The organism is Amycolatopsis iheyensis (genome assembly GCF_024703995.1).
GTDB lineage: Bacteria > Actinomycetota > Actinomycetes > Mycobacteriales > Pseudonocardiaceae > Amycolatopsis > Amycolatopsis iheyensis.
Genome location: NZ_JAMXQV010000004.1, coordinates 124570 through 140308, shown reverse-complemented (window position 1 = coordinate 140308; position 15739 = coordinate 124570). Strand labels below are relative to the sequence as shown.

At 71.4% G+C, this 15739-nt stretch carries 16 protein-coding genes, 1 tRNA gene and 1 pseudogene; 8 read left to right on the top strand and 10 right to left on the bottom strand.

All coding sequences use genetic code 11. The features are described from left to right. Nucleotides 1–47 precede the first annotated feature (47 nt). From M8542_RS10420 to M8542_RS10410, 3 genes are read right to left on the bottom strand one after another with little or no spacing between them, the layout of a single operon-like run. Nucleotides 48–437 (bottom strand): VOC family protein, encoded by a 390-nt coding sequence (locus M8542_RS10420; protein WP_257919856.1) that lies wholly within the window; start codon nucleotides 435–437, stop codon nucleotides 48–50. Then, nucleotides 430–774, bottom strand: a complete 345-nt coding sequence (locus tag M8542_RS10415) for a VOC family protein (protein WP_257919855.1) — start codon at nucleotides 772–774, stop codon at nucleotides 430–432. Before M8542_RS10415 ends, M8542_RS10420 begins: the two co-directional genes overlap by 8 nt. Nucleotides 775–805: 31 nt before the next feature. Then, entirely contained in the window at nucleotides 806–1405 is a 600-nt protein-coding gene (locus M8542_RS10410) for a TetR/AcrR family transcriptional regulator (protein WP_257919854.1), read from the bottom strand. Nucleotides 1406–1506: 101 nt separating this feature from the next. Here M8542_RS10410 and M8542_RS10405 point away from each other — a divergent pair, with 101 nt between their 5' ends. Then, on the top strand, nucleotides 1507–2190 hold the full coding sequence (locus tag M8542_RS10405) for a carboxymuconolactone decarboxylase family protein (protein ID WP_257919853.1): 684 nt from the start codon (nucleotides 1507–1509) through the stop codon (nucleotides 2188–2190). On the opposite strand, the gene M8542_RS10400 is transcribed toward M8542_RS10405, so the two are convergent. Then, nucleotides 2187–2636, bottom strand: a complete 450-nt coding sequence (locus M8542_RS10400) for a MarR family winged helix-turn-helix transcriptional regulator (RefSeq protein WP_257919852.1) — start codon at nucleotides 2634–2636, stop codon at nucleotides 2187–2189. The genes M8542_RS10405 and M8542_RS10400 overlap by 4 nt on opposite strands. A gap of 24 nt (nucleotides 2637–2660) precedes the next feature. Between M8542_RS10400 and M8542_RS10395 the strand changes: the two genes are divergently transcribed. The 3 genes from M8542_RS10395 (at nucleotide 2661) to M8542_RS10385 (ending at nucleotide 5441) form a co-directional block, all read left to right on the top strand. Next, the gene (locus M8542_RS10395; protein WP_257919851.1) at nucleotides 2661–4019 is read left to right on the top strand and encodes an MFS transporter; all 1359 of its coding nucleotides are present in this window, start codon (nucleotides 2661–2663) and stop codon (nucleotides 4017–4019) included. Between the two features lie 21 nt (nucleotides 4020–4040). Continuing rightward, nucleotides 4041–4607 (top strand): carboxymuconolactone decarboxylase family protein, encoded by a 567-nt coding sequence (locus M8542_RS10390; protein WP_257919850.1) that lies wholly within the window; start codon nucleotides 4041–4043, stop codon nucleotides 4605–4607. 63 nt (nucleotides 4608–4670) lie between these two features. Beyond that, the gene (locus M8542_RS10385; RefSeq protein WP_257919849.1) at nucleotides 4671–5441 is read left to right on the top strand and encodes a hypothetical protein; all 771 of its coding nucleotides are present in this window, start codon (nucleotides 4671–4673) and stop codon (nucleotides 5439–5441) included. On the opposite strand, the gene M8542_RS10380 is transcribed toward M8542_RS10385, so the two are convergent. Continuing rightward, entirely contained in the window at nucleotides 5413–6366 is a 954-nt protein-coding gene (locus tag M8542_RS10380) for a sigma-70 family RNA polymerase sigma factor (RefSeq protein WP_257919848.1), read from the bottom strand. The two genes, M8542_RS10385 and M8542_RS10380, sit on opposite strands and share 29 nt — an antisense overlap. Before the next feature lie 41 nt (nucleotides 6367–6407). On the opposite strand from M8542_RS10380, the gene dnaG reads away from it, so the two are divergent. Genes dnaG through M8542_RS10365 form a run of 3 tightly spaced genes read left to right on the top strand, consistent with a single transcriptional unit; the run spans nucleotide 6408 to nucleotide 9648 of the window. Then, the gene (gene dnaG / locus M8542_RS10375) at nucleotides 6408–8315 is read left to right on the top strand and encodes a DNA primase (RefSeq protein WP_504970525.1); all 1908 of its coding nucleotides are present in this window, start codon (nucleotides 6408–6410) and stop codon (nucleotides 8313–8315) included. A gap of 1 nt (nucleotide 8316) precedes the next feature. After that, nucleotides 8317–8838 carry a hypothetical protein gene (locus M8542_RS10370; protein ID WP_257919846.1) on the top strand — a complete coding sequence of 174 codons (522 nt, stop codon included), beginning with the start codon at nucleotides 8317–8319 and terminating at the stop codon, nucleotides 8836–8838. 48 nt (nucleotides 8839–8886) lie between these two features. Further along, nucleotides 8887–9648: a trans-aconitate 2-methyltransferase gene (locus M8542_RS10365; protein ID WP_257919845.1), complete on the top strand. Its 762-nt coding sequence runs from the start codon at nucleotides 8887–8889 to the stop codon at nucleotides 9646–9648. On the opposite strand, the gene M8542_RS10360 is transcribed toward M8542_RS10365, so the two are convergent. Beyond that, nucleotides 9638–9808 carry a hypothetical protein gene (locus M8542_RS10360; RefSeq protein WP_257919844.1) on the bottom strand — a complete coding sequence of 57 codons (171 nt, stop codon included), beginning with the start codon at nucleotides 9806–9808 and terminating at the stop codon, nucleotides 9638–9640. The genes M8542_RS10365 and M8542_RS10360 overlap by 11 nt on opposite strands. A gap of 167 nt (nucleotides 9809–9975) precedes the next feature. Between M8542_RS10360 and M8542_RS10355 the strand changes: the two genes are divergently transcribed. After that, a tRNA-Asn gene (locus M8542_RS10355) sits at nucleotides 9976–10048 on the top strand. A gap of 153 nt (nucleotides 10049–10201) precedes the next feature. On the opposite strand, the gene M8542_RS10350 is transcribed toward M8542_RS10355, so the two are convergent. From M8542_RS10350 to M8542_RS50615, 4 genes and pseudogenes are all read right to left on the bottom strand, one after another. Beyond that, nucleotides 10202–12766 carry a tetratricopeptide repeat protein gene (locus tag M8542_RS10350; RefSeq protein ID WP_257919843.1) on the bottom strand — a complete coding sequence of 855 codons (2565 nt, stop codon included), beginning with the start codon at nucleotides 12764–12766 and terminating at the stop codon, nucleotides 10202–10204. Nucleotides 12767–12954: 188 nt separating this feature from the next. Continuing rightward, nucleotides 12955–13500 carry a hypothetical protein gene (locus M8542_RS10345; RefSeq protein WP_257919842.1) on the bottom strand — a complete coding sequence of 182 codons (546 nt, stop codon included), beginning with the start codon at nucleotides 13498–13500 and terminating at the stop codon, nucleotides 12955–12957. 214 nt (nucleotides 13501–13714) lie between these two features. Next, entirely contained in the window at nucleotides 13715–14161 is a 447-nt protein-coding gene (locus tag M8542_RS50320; RefSeq protein WP_257919841.1) for a hypothetical protein, read from the bottom strand. Nucleotides 14162–14523: 362 nt separating this feature from the next. After that, nucleotides 14524–15507: pseudogene (locus M8542_RS50615) on the bottom strand (trypsin-like serine protease); the annotation flags it as partial. Nucleotides 15508–15739: the final 232 nt, after the last annotated feature.

The window sequence follows — 15739 nt, the reverse complement described above, 5'->3', positions numbered from 1 at the left end:
CTCCGAAGTCGCCGCGGCGCCGGTGGCGCGTTACGGGTCCGGCGAAATCAGCCGACGAAGAGGCAGAACGGGTGACCCGCCGGATCGGCGTAGACGCGCAGCGGCTCCTCCGGGTCGTCCGCGTGGTCTGCCAGCAGCCGCGCGCCCAGGGCGAGGGCCCGGTCGTGCTGCTCGTCCAGCTCGGCGCGGGTCTCCACCGTCAGGTCCAGGTGCAGCATCTGGGGCCGCGGACCGGACGGCCACGTCGGCGGGGGCAGCTCCGGCACCTCTTGGAACGCCAGCCGGGGCACGCCCGACGCGTCACGCAGGACCACCCACTCGGGTGGGTCGCCCGGCCGGACCGAGAACCCCAGCAGCCGCCGGTAGAACTCCGCGAGCGCGCGGGCGTCGGTCGCGTCGAGGACGACCTGGCGCAGGCGGGGGACACCCTCAGCCACGGCGGTGCGCGATCTGGAAGACGTTGCCGAACGGGTCGCGGACCATCGCGCGGCGGTCGCCGTAGGGCGTGTTCGCCGGGGCTTCGAGGCTAGTCGCGCCGCAGTCGATCGCCCGGTGGTAGGTCGCGTCCGCGTCCTGGACGTACACGTACAAGAACGCCGGGAACAGCTCTCGCTCGCCTTCGGCCGACACCATCACGAGCGAGTCGCCGATGCGGATCTCGGCCGGGCGGCCGCTTTCGACCTCGCCGGTGGCGCCGAAGACCGAGCGCAGGAACGCGACGGCGGCGACGAGGTCGCGCACCACCATCCGGGGGACCACCGTCTGGAGGGGCATACCCGCCCACCCAAGCCGGTTCCCGGCGTGATCACAAGTCCAGGCCGACCAGCTTCACCAGGAACCGGTCGACCTGGTCGAGCGCGGGCGGCCAGGGCAGGTCGGGCTCGTTGATCCGCTGCGCCAGCATGCCGTTGACGGCGGTCCGCAGGTCGATCGCGACGGTCGTCGCGTCGTCGGCCGGGGCCAGGCCCGCGTCCATGCACGCCTGGACCGCGTCGACCGTGCGCGCGACCATGACCTCCTTGAACGGCATGCCGAGCCGGCGGTGGACCTTGCTTTCGTGCAGCACCTTGTAGAGCCCGGGGTGCTCCCGGGCCCACGCCGCCTGCGCCAGGATCCGGGCACGCAACGCGGCCGCGGCGTCCGGCGCGGCCGCGGCGGCTTCGTCGCCGGCCCGCACCAGCTCTTCGTGACAACGCTGCATCGCGGCCAGCACCAGCGCGTCGCGGTCCGGGAAGTGCAGGTAGACCGACGTCGCCGCGATCGCGACTTCGCGCGCGACCGCCCGCAGCGACAGCGCTTCGTCGTCGGCCAGCTCGTCGAGCATCCGCACGGCGGCCGTGACGATCTCTTCGCGCAGCAGCTCGCCCTGGCCGCGGGCGTTGGGACGGCGACGGGTCTCGGTCATGGTCGGCCCAGTGTAGCTGGACACCCATCGCGCTACAGGTGTAGCGTCATTCGCACTACAGCTGTAGCGCTACGAACGTTCACGCACTGAGGGAGCACATCGTGACCACGACCGAAACCAGCCTCGACCGGCTGGCCGCGCTCGACCCGGCGTTCGCCCGGATGGTCGGCGCCACCGCGAAGCACGTCCGGGCGATCCCGGAGCTGACCGACCGGGAGAAGACGTTCCTGTGCGTCACGGCCGATGTCTGTCAGGCGAGCCTGGGGCTGGCCTTCACCGCGCACGTCCGGGCCGGGCTGGCCGCCGGAGTGTCCACATCGGACGTCAGAGAGCTGCTGCGGTTCGTTTCGTACGACTGCGGCTACCACGCGGCGACCGCGGGCATCGAGCGGATCGCCGAGCTGGAGCGGGAACTCGGCCTCGACCCGGAGCCGGTGGTCCCCGAACCGGTGCCGGCCGGGCCCAGTCCGCTGCCGGCCGAGGTGCGCGCTCGGCTGACCGAGCTGGATCCGCAGTTCACCGCGTACTTCGACCTGCAGTCGCGGATGCGCGCCGGCCACGGCCCCGGCACGCTCAGCGAACGCGAGCGCGGCCTGGTCAGCCTCAGCGTCGACCTGCACTACCAGACCCTCGCCGACACGTTCCGCATCCACGTCGGCCGCGCGCTCCGGGGTGGCGCGACGCCGGAAGACGTGCGCGCGGCATTGCGGTTCAACGCCCAGTTCGGCGTCACGCGGGCGTGGCACGCCTGGGAAGCGCTGAACGCGATCCTCGCGGAAAGCTAGCCGAGGACCTCGGCCGCGAGCCGGTTCAGGTAGCCGGCGAACCGCTCCTGGTCTTCGCGGGGCCAATGGCCCACCAGCCCGTCGAACGCCTGGCGCTGGTGGGCCTGCGAAGCCGACAGGAACTCCTCCGCCGCGTCGGTGAGCGTCAGCACCGCGCGGCGGGCGTCCCGGGTCGACGTCGAGCGGACGACGAAGCCCGCCCGGCTCGCCTCGCCGACCATCCGGCTGGCCACCGAGCGGTCGATGCCCAGCTGGCGGGCCACGTCGGCGACCGTCACCTCCGCGCCCGCCGCGCCGTCGATCGCCTGGATGACGAACAGGTTCGGCACGGTCCACGCGGGCGGCGCGCCGTCGTCGAACCGCTGGACGACGTCCGGGGCCCACTGGCGGGCCCAGTGCCGGACCAGGCGGAAGAGGGCCGGGCCGCCGGGGCTTGATGTGTGCATAAGGCACGTTATAACGTGTGCTTTATGCACGCATCTCGGAACCTCGCGTTCGCGGGCCTCCTGCTCGGCATGGCCATGGCCCAGCTCGACGGCCTGATCGTCACCGCGGCCCTGCCCGCCATCGGCGCCGACCTGCACGCCCGCACCGGGCTCGTCGCCGTGACCGCCGCCGGCCTGCTGACCCTCACCGTCGCGACACCGCTGCACGGGCGGCTCGGCGACCTCCACGGCCGCCGCGTCACCTTCGCCGGGTCGGTCCTCGTCTTCGCCGCGGCCTCCGCGTGGTGCGCCGCCGCGCCCGACCTCGGCTCGCTGATCGCCGCCCGGGCCCTGCAAGGCGTGGGCGGGAGCGGCCTGATCGTCGCGGCGATGAGCGCGCTCGGCGAGCTGTTCGACCGCGACGAGCTGCTGCGGCGCCAAGGCTGGCAGACTGCGGTCTTCGCGGCCGCGACCCTCGGCGGCCCGCCGCTCGGCGGGCTGCTCGCGGCCGGGCCGGGCTGGCGCTGGATCTTCCTCGTCAACCTGCCCCTGTGTGTGCCGGCGCTGGTGCTCGGCCTGCGTGGGCTGCCCGCGAAACGCCGTCGTGACAAGGAGAAGTTCGACGTCGGGAGCAGTCTCCTGCTGGTGGTCGCCGGGGCCGCGGTCGTCGCGCTCGGCACCGTCGACGCGCTCGCCCGGGGTCCACTGTGGACGTCGGGCCTGGTCGGTGTGGCCGGCGTCGCGGGGTTCCTGTTCGTGCGGCGGCAGCGCCGCGCGACGAGCCCGTTGATCGCGCCGAAGGTGTTCGCCGACGCCGTCCTCAAGCGCGCAGTCGTGGTCAACGGCCTGGCGGGCGCCGCGCTCTACGGCACCTTCACCTACGTCGCGCTCGTTGCCGCGCTGAGCGCCGGCGCGGCCGGGACCGGCGTGCTGCTCGTCGCGATGACCGCCGGACAGCTCGCGCTCTCGGCGTCGTTCGCCGCGCTGGCCCGCCGGCACCCGGAAATGCCGGCGTGGGGCCGGTTCGGCTGCCTGCTTGGCACCGCCGGGCTCGCCGTGATCGCGATCGCGGCCGCGTTCGACGGCACACCCTGGCTGCTCGCGCCGGGCCTCTTCGCGATCGGCGCGGCCTTCGCGGTCTGCACGTCCGCGTACACCGTTCTGGGCCAGACGCGGGCCGCGCGCGACCTGATGGGTGTCACGATGGGCGCGCTGACCTTCGCGCGGCAGGCCGGCGGGCTGGCCGGCGCGGCGGTGTTCGGCTGGCTCGCGCTGGCCACCACCGGCGGGCTCGCCGCCCCGGGGCTGACCGTCGCGTTCGCCGCGGCGGCGGTGACGATGCTCGTGGCGTGGCTCACCGCGCCGGCTGTCACGTCCGCCGAAGCCGTCTCGTCCCCTTCGTGACCGCGAACGAAGGAGCTCAGCATGCCTCGCATCCCCGCGAAGAAGACGGCCGAAGCCGGCCCGTTCCTCAAGCTCGTCTACCGGATCGCCGGGCGGCGCTACGGCGCGGTGCCCGAGCCGATGGCCGTCGCCGCGCACCACCCGGGCCTGCTGCGGACGTACCTGGTGCACGAACTGCTGGCCGAGCGGGCGTCGAAGAAGCTGCCGGCGAACGTGCGCGAGCTCGCCGTCTACCGGGTCGCCACCCGGATCGGCTGCTCGTGGTGCGTCGACTTCGGCACCATGCTGCAGAAGCACGACGGCCTCGACATCGAGCGGCTGAAGAAGATCGACGACTACGCGACCTCACCCGCGTTCAGCGACCAGGAGCGGCTCGCGATCGCCTACGCCGACGCGATGTCCGGCGAGCAGGTCACCGTGACCGACGCGCAGGTCGCCGAGCTCGAGCGCGAGTTCGGCCGCGCCGGCGCCCTCGAGCTGACCTACCAGATCGCGCTGGAGAACTCCCGCGCCCGGATGAACAGCGCGCTCGGCATCGTCGACCAGGGCTTCACCTCGGGCGACGCCTGCCGCGTCCCGCTCCCGTAGGACACCGGGGATCGGACCTCGGGGGGACGCGCTCGCGGGGTCCGCCGCGGGACCGTTCCCGGCATGCACCTCATCGCCAGTGAGCGGATCAAGCTCTTCAGCATCGCGACGCCGTGGGCGTGCGGTGGCCTCACGATCGCCGCGCTCGTCGTCCCGGCGTCGCTGACCGCGCTGAGCGCCACCGAGTCGCGGCTGCCGCCGACCGTGGCGAGCACCCAGTTCGGCTACCAGCTCGGCCTGGTCCTCGTGCTGGTGCTCGCGGCGCTCTCGGTGACGAGCGACTACCGCGCCGGCACGATCCGCACCACCTTCCAGGCGGTGCCGGCCCGGACACCCGCGCTGGCCGCGAAAGCCGCGGTCGTCGCCGGGTACGCCTTCCTGCTCGGCGAGCTCGCCGCGGGCACGGCGTGGCTGGTGGCGCGCCTCCTCGCCCCGGCGGCCGACCTCGCCCTGGACAGCTTCGCGGACTGGCGGATCGTCGCCGGGACCGGACCGGTGTTCGCCTTGGCCGCCGCCTGCGGGGTCGGCGTGGGCCTGCTGGTGCGCCACACCGCCGGCGCGGTCGCGCTGCTGGTGGTCTACCCGCTGCTGGCGGAGAACGCCGTGCAGCTGCTGCCGCGCGTGGGCGACGCGATCCACCGGTGGCTGCCGCTGAACGCCGCCACGAGGTTCCTCGGCGGCTACGGCGAAGCGAACGCCGGGCGCGACGGCGGCACCGGCACCGTGCTGTCCGACTCGCCGCTGGGCCCGGGCTGGGCGTTGGCCTACTTCGCCGGGTTCGCCGTGCTGGTGCTGGCCATCGGTGTCACGGCTGCCCGGCGCCGGGACGCGTGATGCGGGTCAGCTTGTCCGGGTTGACCACGTCGTAGATCGCCACGATCTTCCCGTCGCGGATGCTGACCGACTGCACGTGCTCGTCGAGGGCGAGGAAGCCGTCGCGGCCCGGCATCGGCGCCAGGTACATCCCGAGGTCGCCGTTGACCAGCACCGGCGCGCCGCGTTCGACCATGCCCGGCGCGTACTTGCGCACGAGGCCGAGGAAGAAGCGGGCGATCTTGTCCGGGCCGAGGATGAGCTGGCGCGTGGTGCGGCCCTTGCCGTTCGAGTCGCCGATGAGCACGACGTCCGGCGCGAGCAGCTCGGTCATCGCCTGGATGTCGCCCTGCTGCAGGGCGGTGACGAACTTCTCGAGGATCTTCGCCTGGTCCTCCAGCGGGACGCGCGGGGCCGGGTCGGCGTCGGCGAGTGCCTTGCGGCCCCGCGAGGCGTGCTGGCGCGCGGCCTCGACCGAGACGCCGAGCGCGTCGGCGATCTCCGAGAACGGCACCGAGAAGGCGTCGTGCAGCACGAACGCCACCCGCTGCTCCGGGGTCAGCTTGTCGAGCACGACCAGCGCGGCCATCCGCAGGCCGTCGTCGCGGACCGCGACGTCGAGGGGGTCTTCGCTCACCGGCTGCCCGAACGGGGTGACGACCGGCTCCGGCAGCCACTGCCCGACGTAGCGTTCGCGCTGCGCGGCGGCCGACTTGAGCCGGTCGAGGCAGATCCGCCCGACGACCGTGGTCAGCCAGCCCCGCAGGTCGCGGATCGCCGCGCGGCCGGCGTCGTCGAGCCCGGCCAGCCGCAGCCAGGACTCCTGGACGGCGTCCTCGGCGTCGGCGCGCGTGCCGGTCAGCCGGTAGGCCACCCCGATCAGGTGGCTCCGGTGCGCGGCGAACTCGGCGGCCAGTGTGTCCTGGGCGGTGGGCGTGGTGGCCATGCCCCGAGTGTGCCGCAAACGGCACGACTAGAGTGGTTGACGTGGCAGGACGGATTCGGGAGAGCGACATCGCGGAGGTTCGCGAGCGGAACCGGATCGACGAGGTCGTCGGGGAGTACGTGGCGCTGCGCCGCGCCGGTGGGGGCAGCCTGAAGGGCCTCTGCCCGTTCCACAACGAGAAGACCCCGTCTTTCAACGTCCGCCCGACGCACGGCACCTTCCACTGCTTCGGCTGTGGCGAGGGCGGCGACGTCATCAAGTTCATCCAGAAGATCGACCTCATCACCTTCGTGGAAGCCGTCGAGCGGCTGGCCGACCGGGTCGGCATCCGGCTCACCTACGAAGGCGGCGGCGCGACGATCCAGCGTGACCGCGGCAGCCGCAGCCGGCTGATCGAGGCCCACCGCGCCGCCCAGGAGTTCTACGCCGAGCAGCTGGTCACCGACGAGGCGCGCGCCGCGCGGGACTTCCTGTCCGAGCGCGGGTTCGACGCCGCCGCGGCCAAGACGTTCGGCTGCGGCTTCGCCCCCGGCGGCTGGGACAAGCTGACCAAGCACCTGCTCAACCGCGGGTTCGAGGTCAAGGAGCTGCTGACGGCGGGGCTGTCCAAGGAGGGCCAGCGCGGCCCGATGGACCGCTTCCACCGGCGCCTGGTCTGGCCGATCCGCGACGTCGGCAACGAGGTCGTCGGCTTCGGCGCGCGGCGGCTGTTCGACGACGACCGGATCTCGGCGAAGTACCTCAACACCGCCGAGTCGCCGATCTACAAGAAGTCCCAGGTCATGTTCGGCCTCGACCTGGCCAAGCGCGAGATCGCGAAGCGGCACCAGGTCGTCGTGGTCGAGGGCTACACCGACGTGATGGCGATGCACGCGTCCGGCGTGCCGACCGCGGTCGCGTCGTCCGGCACGGCGTTCGGCGAAGACCACATGAAGGTGCTTCGCCGGCTGATGATGGACGACGACGCCTTCCGCGGCGAAGTCATCTTCACCTTCGACGGTGACGAAGCCGGCCAGAAGGCCGCGCTGAAGGCGTTCGAAGGCGACCAGACGTTCGCCGGGCAGACCTACATCGCGGTCGCGCCGGACGGCATGGACCCCTGCGAGCTGCGCCTGGCCAAGGGCGACAGCGCGGTGAAGGACCTGGTCGCGCGGCGCACCCCGCTGTTCGAGTTCGTCATCCGCAGCACGCTCAAGAACTACGACCTCGACTCGGTCGACGGCCAGGTCGCGGCGCTGCAGAAGACCGTGCCGATGGTCGCGTCGATCAAGGACCGCGCGGCCCGCGACGGCTACGCGTCGAAGCTCGCCTGGTGGGTGGGCTGGCAGGACGTCGCGCAGGTGGTCAACCGGGTCCGCGGCAGCGCGGGCGCGACCGACAAGCGCGGCGGCGCGCCGTTGCGCCAGCCGGCGCGCGCCCAGCAGGAGGCCCCGGCGGCGCCGTCCCAGGACGTGGCCCGGCCGGCGCCCAAGGACCCGCGGTTCGCCGTCCAGCGCGAGGCGCTCAAGGCGGCGCTGCAGCAGCCCGCGATCGCCGGGCCGGAGTACGACGCGCTGCCGCTGGAGGCGTTCACGCACCCGGTGTACGTGGCGGTGCACGAGGCGGTGCTGAAGGCCGGCGGCGCGGGTTCGGGCCTGACCGGCCCGGCGCTGCTGGACGCGGCGGCCCCGCACTGTCCGGAAGGGACGGTCCGGCGCGTGCTGTCCGAGCTGGCCGTGGAACCGTTGCAGGCCAAGGACGAAGTCGACTCGCGGTACATCTCCTCGATCCTCGCGCGGCTGCAGGAGGGGCTCGTCGGCCGGCAGATCGCGGAGATCAAGGGCAAGCTGCAGCGGCTCTCGCCGGTCGAAGCGCCCGACGACTACCGCGCGTTGTTCGGCGACCTCGTCGCGCTGGAGCAGTACAAGAAGTCGCTGGGCGAGCAGGCGGCCGCCAGCACGTGGAGCTGAGATGAGTTTCCTGCGCCGGTTGCTGGGCGACCGCACGCCGCCGGACTTCGCGGGCACGCTTTCGCCGGGCGAAGACGTCGTCGAGAGTGCCCCGGTCGAGGGCGGCGGCCACCTGGTGGTGACACCGCTCGGGCTGTGGATCCCGGCCGACGGCGGCGCGCGGCGCGTCGGCTGGCACCTCGTCGCCAAGGCGGCCTGGTCGGACGGGGTGTTCACGCTGACGGAGTCTTCGGAGGCGGGCACCGCGGGCGCGGCCGTCGTGCTGGCGGACCTGCCGCCGGTGCGGTTCCGGCTGCCGGCGCCGGGCAAAGTGCCGCGGGAGGCCTACCAGCGCGTCGAGGGTTCGATCCGGTCGCGGCACCGGCAGGAGATCGGGTCCGGCGGAGCGTGGTTCGTGCAGCGCAAGATCCCCGGGCGCGACGGCAGCGTCCTGCAGGTCCGGCCCGATCCCGGCACCGACGTCGCGCTGGTCGAGGCCATCGCCGAGCAGGTCGCCGCGAAGCTGGTCAACCCCGCCGAATAGCAGTACGCTCGTACTCAGTACAGGCGTACTGTTTATCGGGAGGCTGCCGTGTGGGATCCGGACAAGTACCTCGACTACGCCGACCTGCGGGCCCGGCCGTTCCACGACCTGGTCTCGCGGATCGGCGCGACGACGCCTCGCCGCGTCGTCGACCTCGGCTGCGGCCCGGGCAACCTGACGCTGTCCCTGCGGTCACGGTGGCCATCGGCGGTGCTGGAGTGCGGCGACAGTTCACCCGAAATGGTGGCCGCGGCCCGCGCCCGAGGCCTCGACGCGGCGCTGCTGGACGTCCGTGACTGGGAGCCGGCGCCGGACACCGACGTCGTGGTGTCGAACGCGGTTCTGCAGTGGGTGCCGGACCACTCGGCGCTGCTCGGTCGCTGGGTTGCCGCGCTACCTTCAGGCGCCTACCTGGCGATCCAGGTGCCGGGCAACTTCAACGCGCCGTCACACGCGCTGACCCGGCAGCTGGCGGCATCCCCGGCCTGGTCGTCCCGGCTGGCGGAGGTGGTCCTGCGCGAGGACGACGCGGTGTCGAGCTCGCTGGAGTACGCGAACCTCCTGGCGGACGCGGGCTGCGGAGTGGACGCCTGGGAGACGACGTACGTCCAGCCGTTGCGCGGAGCGTCCCCGGTGCTGGAGTGGATCACGGGAACGGCACTGCGCCCGATCCGGGCAGCCCTGGCCGACGCCGAGTGGGCCCAGTTCCGGGCGGAACTGGCCCCACTGCTGGCTTCGGCGTACCCGACCAGGCCCGACGGCACCACGTGGTTCGAGTTCCGCCGGGTGTTCTTCGTGGCTACCGTTTGACCTTCTCGCTGATCTTGGCCCGCGCAACCCCGGCGGCCCCTTGCACCATGGGGTGGTCGACGACCCGGCGATAGGTGCGCACGAGCTGCTCGTACCGCCCCCGGCCTGCCTTGGCGCCCAGCACGTACCCCAGGCCTGCCCCCAGCAGGAACTTCTTCATCCGTGTCCACGCCTCTCATCGGTAGGTCGTCCGACTGTCCATTGTCCAGGAAAACAGCGAGCAGGGGGGCGGTTGCGCCAAGTGGGGGGTGGCTGCGGAGCGCGTCGGAGGATGGGCTAAGGTTTCTCATGTCGGTCGGAGAGACCGGCACCGGAAGTGAGCAACATTCCCCTGTAGCTCAACTGGCAGAGCATTCGGCTGTTAACCGGAGGGTTCTTGGTTCGAGTCCAAGCGGGGGAGCAAAGCCCAGGTCAATGACCTGGGCTTTTTTGCTGCCCAGGGGTCGGGGCGATTCAGCGTCTACTCTGACCATCGTCCAACCGGCGCTCGACATCCCGCCGGACGTCCCAGTGTTCGGCGACGACCAGCTCCCTGAACGAGATGGGCAGCCGCTCAGCTCGGTTGGCTCTCGGACAATCGAGCTCGCCAGTAGGCGAGGTTGCGGCGGGTGGTCAAGGTCTCGGGATGGTCGGGGCCCAGCACCCGCATGCGGTCGGTGAGCAACTGTTCGAATGCGGCCGCGGCGGCGGCCGGATCACCCGCGACCCCTCGCCAGTGGGCGAGGCTGTGACGGGTGGTCAACGTGTGGGGGTGGTCCGGGCCCAGCACTCGCAGGCGGTCGGTGAGCAATTGCCCGGCGGCGGCTGCGGCGGCGGCCGGATCACCCGCCTCACCCCGCCAACGGACGAGGTTGCTGCGGGCGGTCAAGGTGTCGGGATGGTCGGGACCCTGCACCCGCATGCGGTCGGTGAGCAATTGTTCGAATGCGGCCGCGGCGGCGGCCGGGTCACCCGCTCGACCCTGCGAACCGGCGAGGCCGTGACGGGTGGTCAAGGTCTGGGGGTGGTCCGGGCCCAGCACTCGCAGGCGATCAGTGAGCAATTGTTCGAATGCGGCTACCGCGGCGGCCGGATCGCCCGCTGCGCCCTGCCAGTGGGCGAGGTTGTGACGGGTGGTCAAGGTGTTGGGGTGGTCCGGGCCCAGCACTCGCAGGCGGTCGGCGAGCAACTGCTCGGTGGCGGCTACGGCGCCGGCCGGATCACCCGCTGCTCCCCGCCAACGGGCGAGGTTGTTGCGGGCGGCCAAGGTATTGCGATGGTCTCGGCCCAGCACTCGTACGAGGTCGTCGAGTAGCTGCTCGGTGGCGGCCGCGGCGCCTGCCGGATCACCCGCCTCGCCTCGAAGGTGGGCGGCGTTGGCGCGGGCGGTCAGGGTCTCGAGATGGTCTCGGCCCAGCACCCGTACGAGGTCTTCGAGCAAGCGCTCCAACGCGGCCACTGATCCGGCCGGATCACCAGCCACACCTCGCCACCGGGCAAGGTCGTGACGGGCGGCCAATGTGTCGCGATGCTCTGGGCCCAGTACCCGCAGGCGATCGGCGAGCACCTGCTCGGTTTCCGCCGCGGCGCCGGCCGGATCACCCGCTTCGGCCCGCCAACGGGCGAGGCGGCTGCGGGTGGTCAAGGTCTGAGGGTGGTCCGGGCCCAGCTGCTTTGTGGCGGTCGTGTGGAGCCGGAGGAAGTAGCACCTGGCCTCGGCGGCCAGTCCCCGACCGCCAAGGCTGTTGCCCACCCGGAACAACACCGGATGGGCGTGGGGCTTCCACAGATGCTCGCCGGCCGCCGCGGCCAACACCTCGGTGTTGGCACACAGGACCTGTCCCAGCGCGGTGTCGCGTTCCGGGTTCGGCCAGATGGCCAGCAGTGCCTCAGCTGCCGCGTCGGTCAGCGAGGCATAGTGGTGGCTGGGCAAGGCCTCACGGGTGGCGCGTTGCACCAAAGCGTGCACCCGCACCGTTCTGGTGTCCGAATGCGGGTCCAAGGTGATCAGGTTCAACCGGTGCAGGCACCCCAGCCCATCGCGGGCTTGCTCGGCATCGATCTCACCTCCGGTACGGCGGGCGAGCAGCTCGGTGATCGCGGAGGTGGTGAACAGCGCGGCGGGGATGCCGTTGGGATCCAGGACGCCGGCCACCTCCAGCAAGGTGCCCGCGATCCCCGCCGGCTCCAGCCGGTTCGCCTGCTCCACCGACAACGACCACGTCGCAGCCACGGTCGCACGATGTTCGTCCGGCAGCCCGTCGGGCTCCGGCAGAAGCGACGCCAGGCTCCGCCGTCGACTGTTCCACCGCTCGCGGTAGCCGGTACAAGCGAGACTGCGGTCCAGCATGTACGCGGCGGCTTGCGCCAATGCCAACGGTAAATACCCCAGCTCGGCCGCCAGCTCGGCCGCACCGTCGGCCAGGAGCGGCTGGTGTGCCAACGCCGCCCGCAAGTAGCCCTCGGCCTCGACAGGGGTGAACACGCCGACCTCGACCAGGCATCGGCCGTGTCCACGCAGGGCAGCGTCCCGCCGTCGGGTGGTCACCACCACCCGCCCGTCGGGGACGGCGGGCGGCCAGAGGCCTCGCAGGTCGGCCGGGTTCTGCAGGTCGTCAAGCACGATCAGCCACCGCGCGGAACCAGTGGCCAACCACTCCAGCAGCCTGCGCGCACCCAGCTCAGGGTCGCTGTCTTCCACACCGGTCAGGTCGGCGGCCAGGCGGGCGTAGCCGGAAACAATCGCCTCTCGCGACCCCGCCGTTATCCACAGCCACACATCCACCTCGCCGGCGGCCCAGACCCGCTGGGCGTAGTCCAGCGCAACCTGAGTTTTGCCCACCCCGCCCAATCCCGACACCACACCGGTGTGCACCCCGTGCTGCCCCGTGAGTACCGAGGCGTTCCCGCTCGCCAACGCCTGCACGAGCAAGTGTGTGGTCCCGGCCCGTTCCTGGAACGCTGCTGCCGGCTGCGGAGCGACTCCGGCCCGGTACGGCAGAGCCACCACACGGCGCGGCTGCGGGTGAAAGTGGAAGTTGCCGTTGACGACGCCGGCTTGGACCAGACTCCCGGACACGTCACCGGCCACGTGGTTGGCGGTGCCGCCCTCCGGCGGCACCTCAGGGCGGTGACTCACAGACCCAGTATCCCGACATCACCTCGCGCAGCGCGCATCAGCCGACATGCTGACCCAGATGGCGGAGTACCGACTGCGACGGTGTTCCGATCGAAGATCGATGCCCGGTCGGCGCCGCTCCGGCGCGAGATCATCCGCTCTTCGGCATGTGAGTGCGTCCCCTCGTCAGGCCCGGACCTCGTGTGCGATCAGTGACCGTGATGCCCGTGAGGGGGCTGAACCGCGGGGAGAGTTGAACGTAGTGACTGCGCGAGTGCCTGCACGGCGGGTCCCGGTAGCCCCAGCGTCGGCATCGACTGCAGTTCCGCCTCGAAACCAAGGTCGTCCTCACCGCAACCGCAGTCCAGGTACTCCTCCGCAGTGAAGCATCGACTGGCTAGGTTCGCCTCGAAGTCCGGGGGTGCGAGCCTGGCCAGCAGGCGGATCATCGGCCCGGTCACGCCGGCCGGCCGGGCACGTAGGTCGTCCGCGATCAACCGGGCGACGAGGTCCACTGCCGTTTCCTTGTCGGGCACCGAGATCCTGTGTCGGTCGTACGCGGCGGCTACCAGTGGGTCAGTGTCCCAGCCGCTGGCTCGTCGGCTCAGGCCGGCCAGCTCGGCGATCTCGGGATCGTCGTTGCCTTCCATCAGCAGGCTGACTGCGACGTCCGGCCAGTCGCCCGGCTCGAGGCAACCGCAGGATTCGGCCGCCCTCGCCACCAGGAACGTCGTCCGCAGTGAAGCATCGTCCACCAAACGACTCTAACGCCCTCTCGTCGGCATGAGCGCACGATTTGGCCGTTTGATGCCGTAGACCTGTCGTGGGCCGGGGGGGGCGGGCCCCGGGGCCCGCCGCGCCCCAAGCAGGAGATTTGCCGGGAACCCGTGGCATTGAGCGACCTTTTTGGCCGTTTGATGCCGTAGACCTGTCGTGCCCCGGGGACTCAGTCCCCGGGGCACGACGCGTCTACATGATCTCGATTGCCCGTGGCAGCGGTACTTCGCCGTTGACGCTGAAGTAGTCATGCCAGACAGTGCCCGTGCCGAATTTGGTGCCGTCGGAGGACGCGGCGAGCACGTCTACTGTGGTGCCGCGTTTGAAGAGGCCGATGTCGTCTTTGCCGTCGCCGGTGAAGTCGCCGATGCCGGGGATCTCGTCGTTGACGCCGAAGTAGTCCTGCCACAGTGTTCCGGTGCCGAACTTGGTGCCGTCCGAGAGTGCCACCAGGACGTCGCCGCTCGTGCCGCGTTTGAAGAGCCCGATGTCGTCCTTGCCATCGCCGTCGAAGTCGCCGACCGCTGGAACTTCGTCGCCGACACCGAAGTACTCGTGCCACTTCGTGCTGGTGCTGACGAACTTCGCCCCGTCGGACAAGGCGACGAGAACGTCGCCGGCGGTGCCGCGGGTGAACACGGCGATGTCGTCCTTGCCGTCACCGTTGAAGTCCCCGACGTAGGGGAGTTCGTTGCCGATGCCGAAGTAGTCGTGCCAGAGGGTGCCGGTGCCGAACTTGGTGCCGTCGGAGAGTGCGACGAGGACGTCGCCGCTGGTGCCGCGTTTGAAGAGGCCGATGTCGTCCTTGCCGTCGCCGTTGAGTCGCCGACCACTGGCAGCTCGTCGTTGATGCCGAAGTAGTCGTGCCACAGCGTTGCGGTGCCGAACTTGGTGCCGTCGGACAGTGCGACGAGGACGTCGCCGGTGGTGCCGCGTTTGAAGACGATGACGTCGGCTTTGCCGTCGCCGTTGAAGTCGCCGCTGAGGGGGAGTTCGGTGGCGATCCCGAAGTACTCGTGCCACTTGTCCGGGGTGCCTTGGAATTTGGTGCCGTCGGATGCGGCGACGATGACGTCTCCGGTGGTGCCTCGGGTGAAGGTCGCGATGTCGGCCTTGCCGTCCCCGGTGAAGTCGGTCAGCGACCGCGCCCTGGTTGTCGCCGTGAACTGCGGGCTGGCTCCGCCGTTGGATGCGGTCACGAGGTAGGACCAGGTTTTCCGGGCGGTGGCGGTGTGCAGGAACGTGGTCGCCTTGGTCGTGGCGATCAGCTGCGCTGGGGTGGTGGTCGCGGGGCCGGCGGAGTTGGCGTAGACGGAGTAGGTCACGTCGTCGGACGTAGCCATCGGTGTCCAGGACAGGGTGACGCCGTGGCCGATGGCCTTCGCCGTGCCGACGATCGCCTGACCGCGGACCCAGGGGCCGAGGTCATCGACCCGGGCGGCGGTTGTTCCCTGCCGGGTTTCGGATTCGGAGAGACAGCCGTGCTGCCACGATCCGCTGATCACCCCGGCGGCGACCGGCTTGCCGGCGGCGTCCTGGCGGATGACGGGTGCGCCGTTGTCACCCTTGCACGCGTCCCGCCCGTTCGCGCTCGTGAGGGACAAGCTGGTCGGCGTGCTGGTCGGTGCCGTGAACTGGACGGTGTGCGCCTGGTTCGGAACCCAGGTCTCCGGCGTCCGCCCCCAGCCGGCGACCGAGAGGGTGTCCGTCGTGCCGGGCGCTCCCACGGCGGTTGCCAGAGGCAGCGTTGTGACGTCGGTGATCGCCGCGTCGAGGCGCACCAGCGCGGCGTCGCGGTCGGGGCGGGTGATCAGGCCGGTCGCCTTGGTCACGTGGCCGCCGGTCCCGGAGAGATCGCTGCGGCCGACGATGACGGTGGTCTGCTTGGCCGGCGCGCCGCCTTGAGGGTTCTCCGGGAAGCAGCTGGCCGCGGTGAGGACGAGCGTGGGTTCGACGAGTGCCCCGCTGCAGGCGCGGCCGTCCATGGTGATCTTCGCGGCGAAGCCGTAACCAACCGCGGGGCTGTCTCCGGGATCCGTCGGTGCCGTGGAGCCGGGTAGGACGCCGTTGACGGTGAGTTGCAGCAGGGTGGTCGGTTGGTTGGTGGGGCCGGCTCCGACGCCGACAGGGGTGTTTCCGCTTGGGTTCACCGGCACGGTGGTGTGCTGTCCGGTGTCGGTTGTCAGGTCCGCCGTCGCCTGGTGTCCCGCGCCCGAG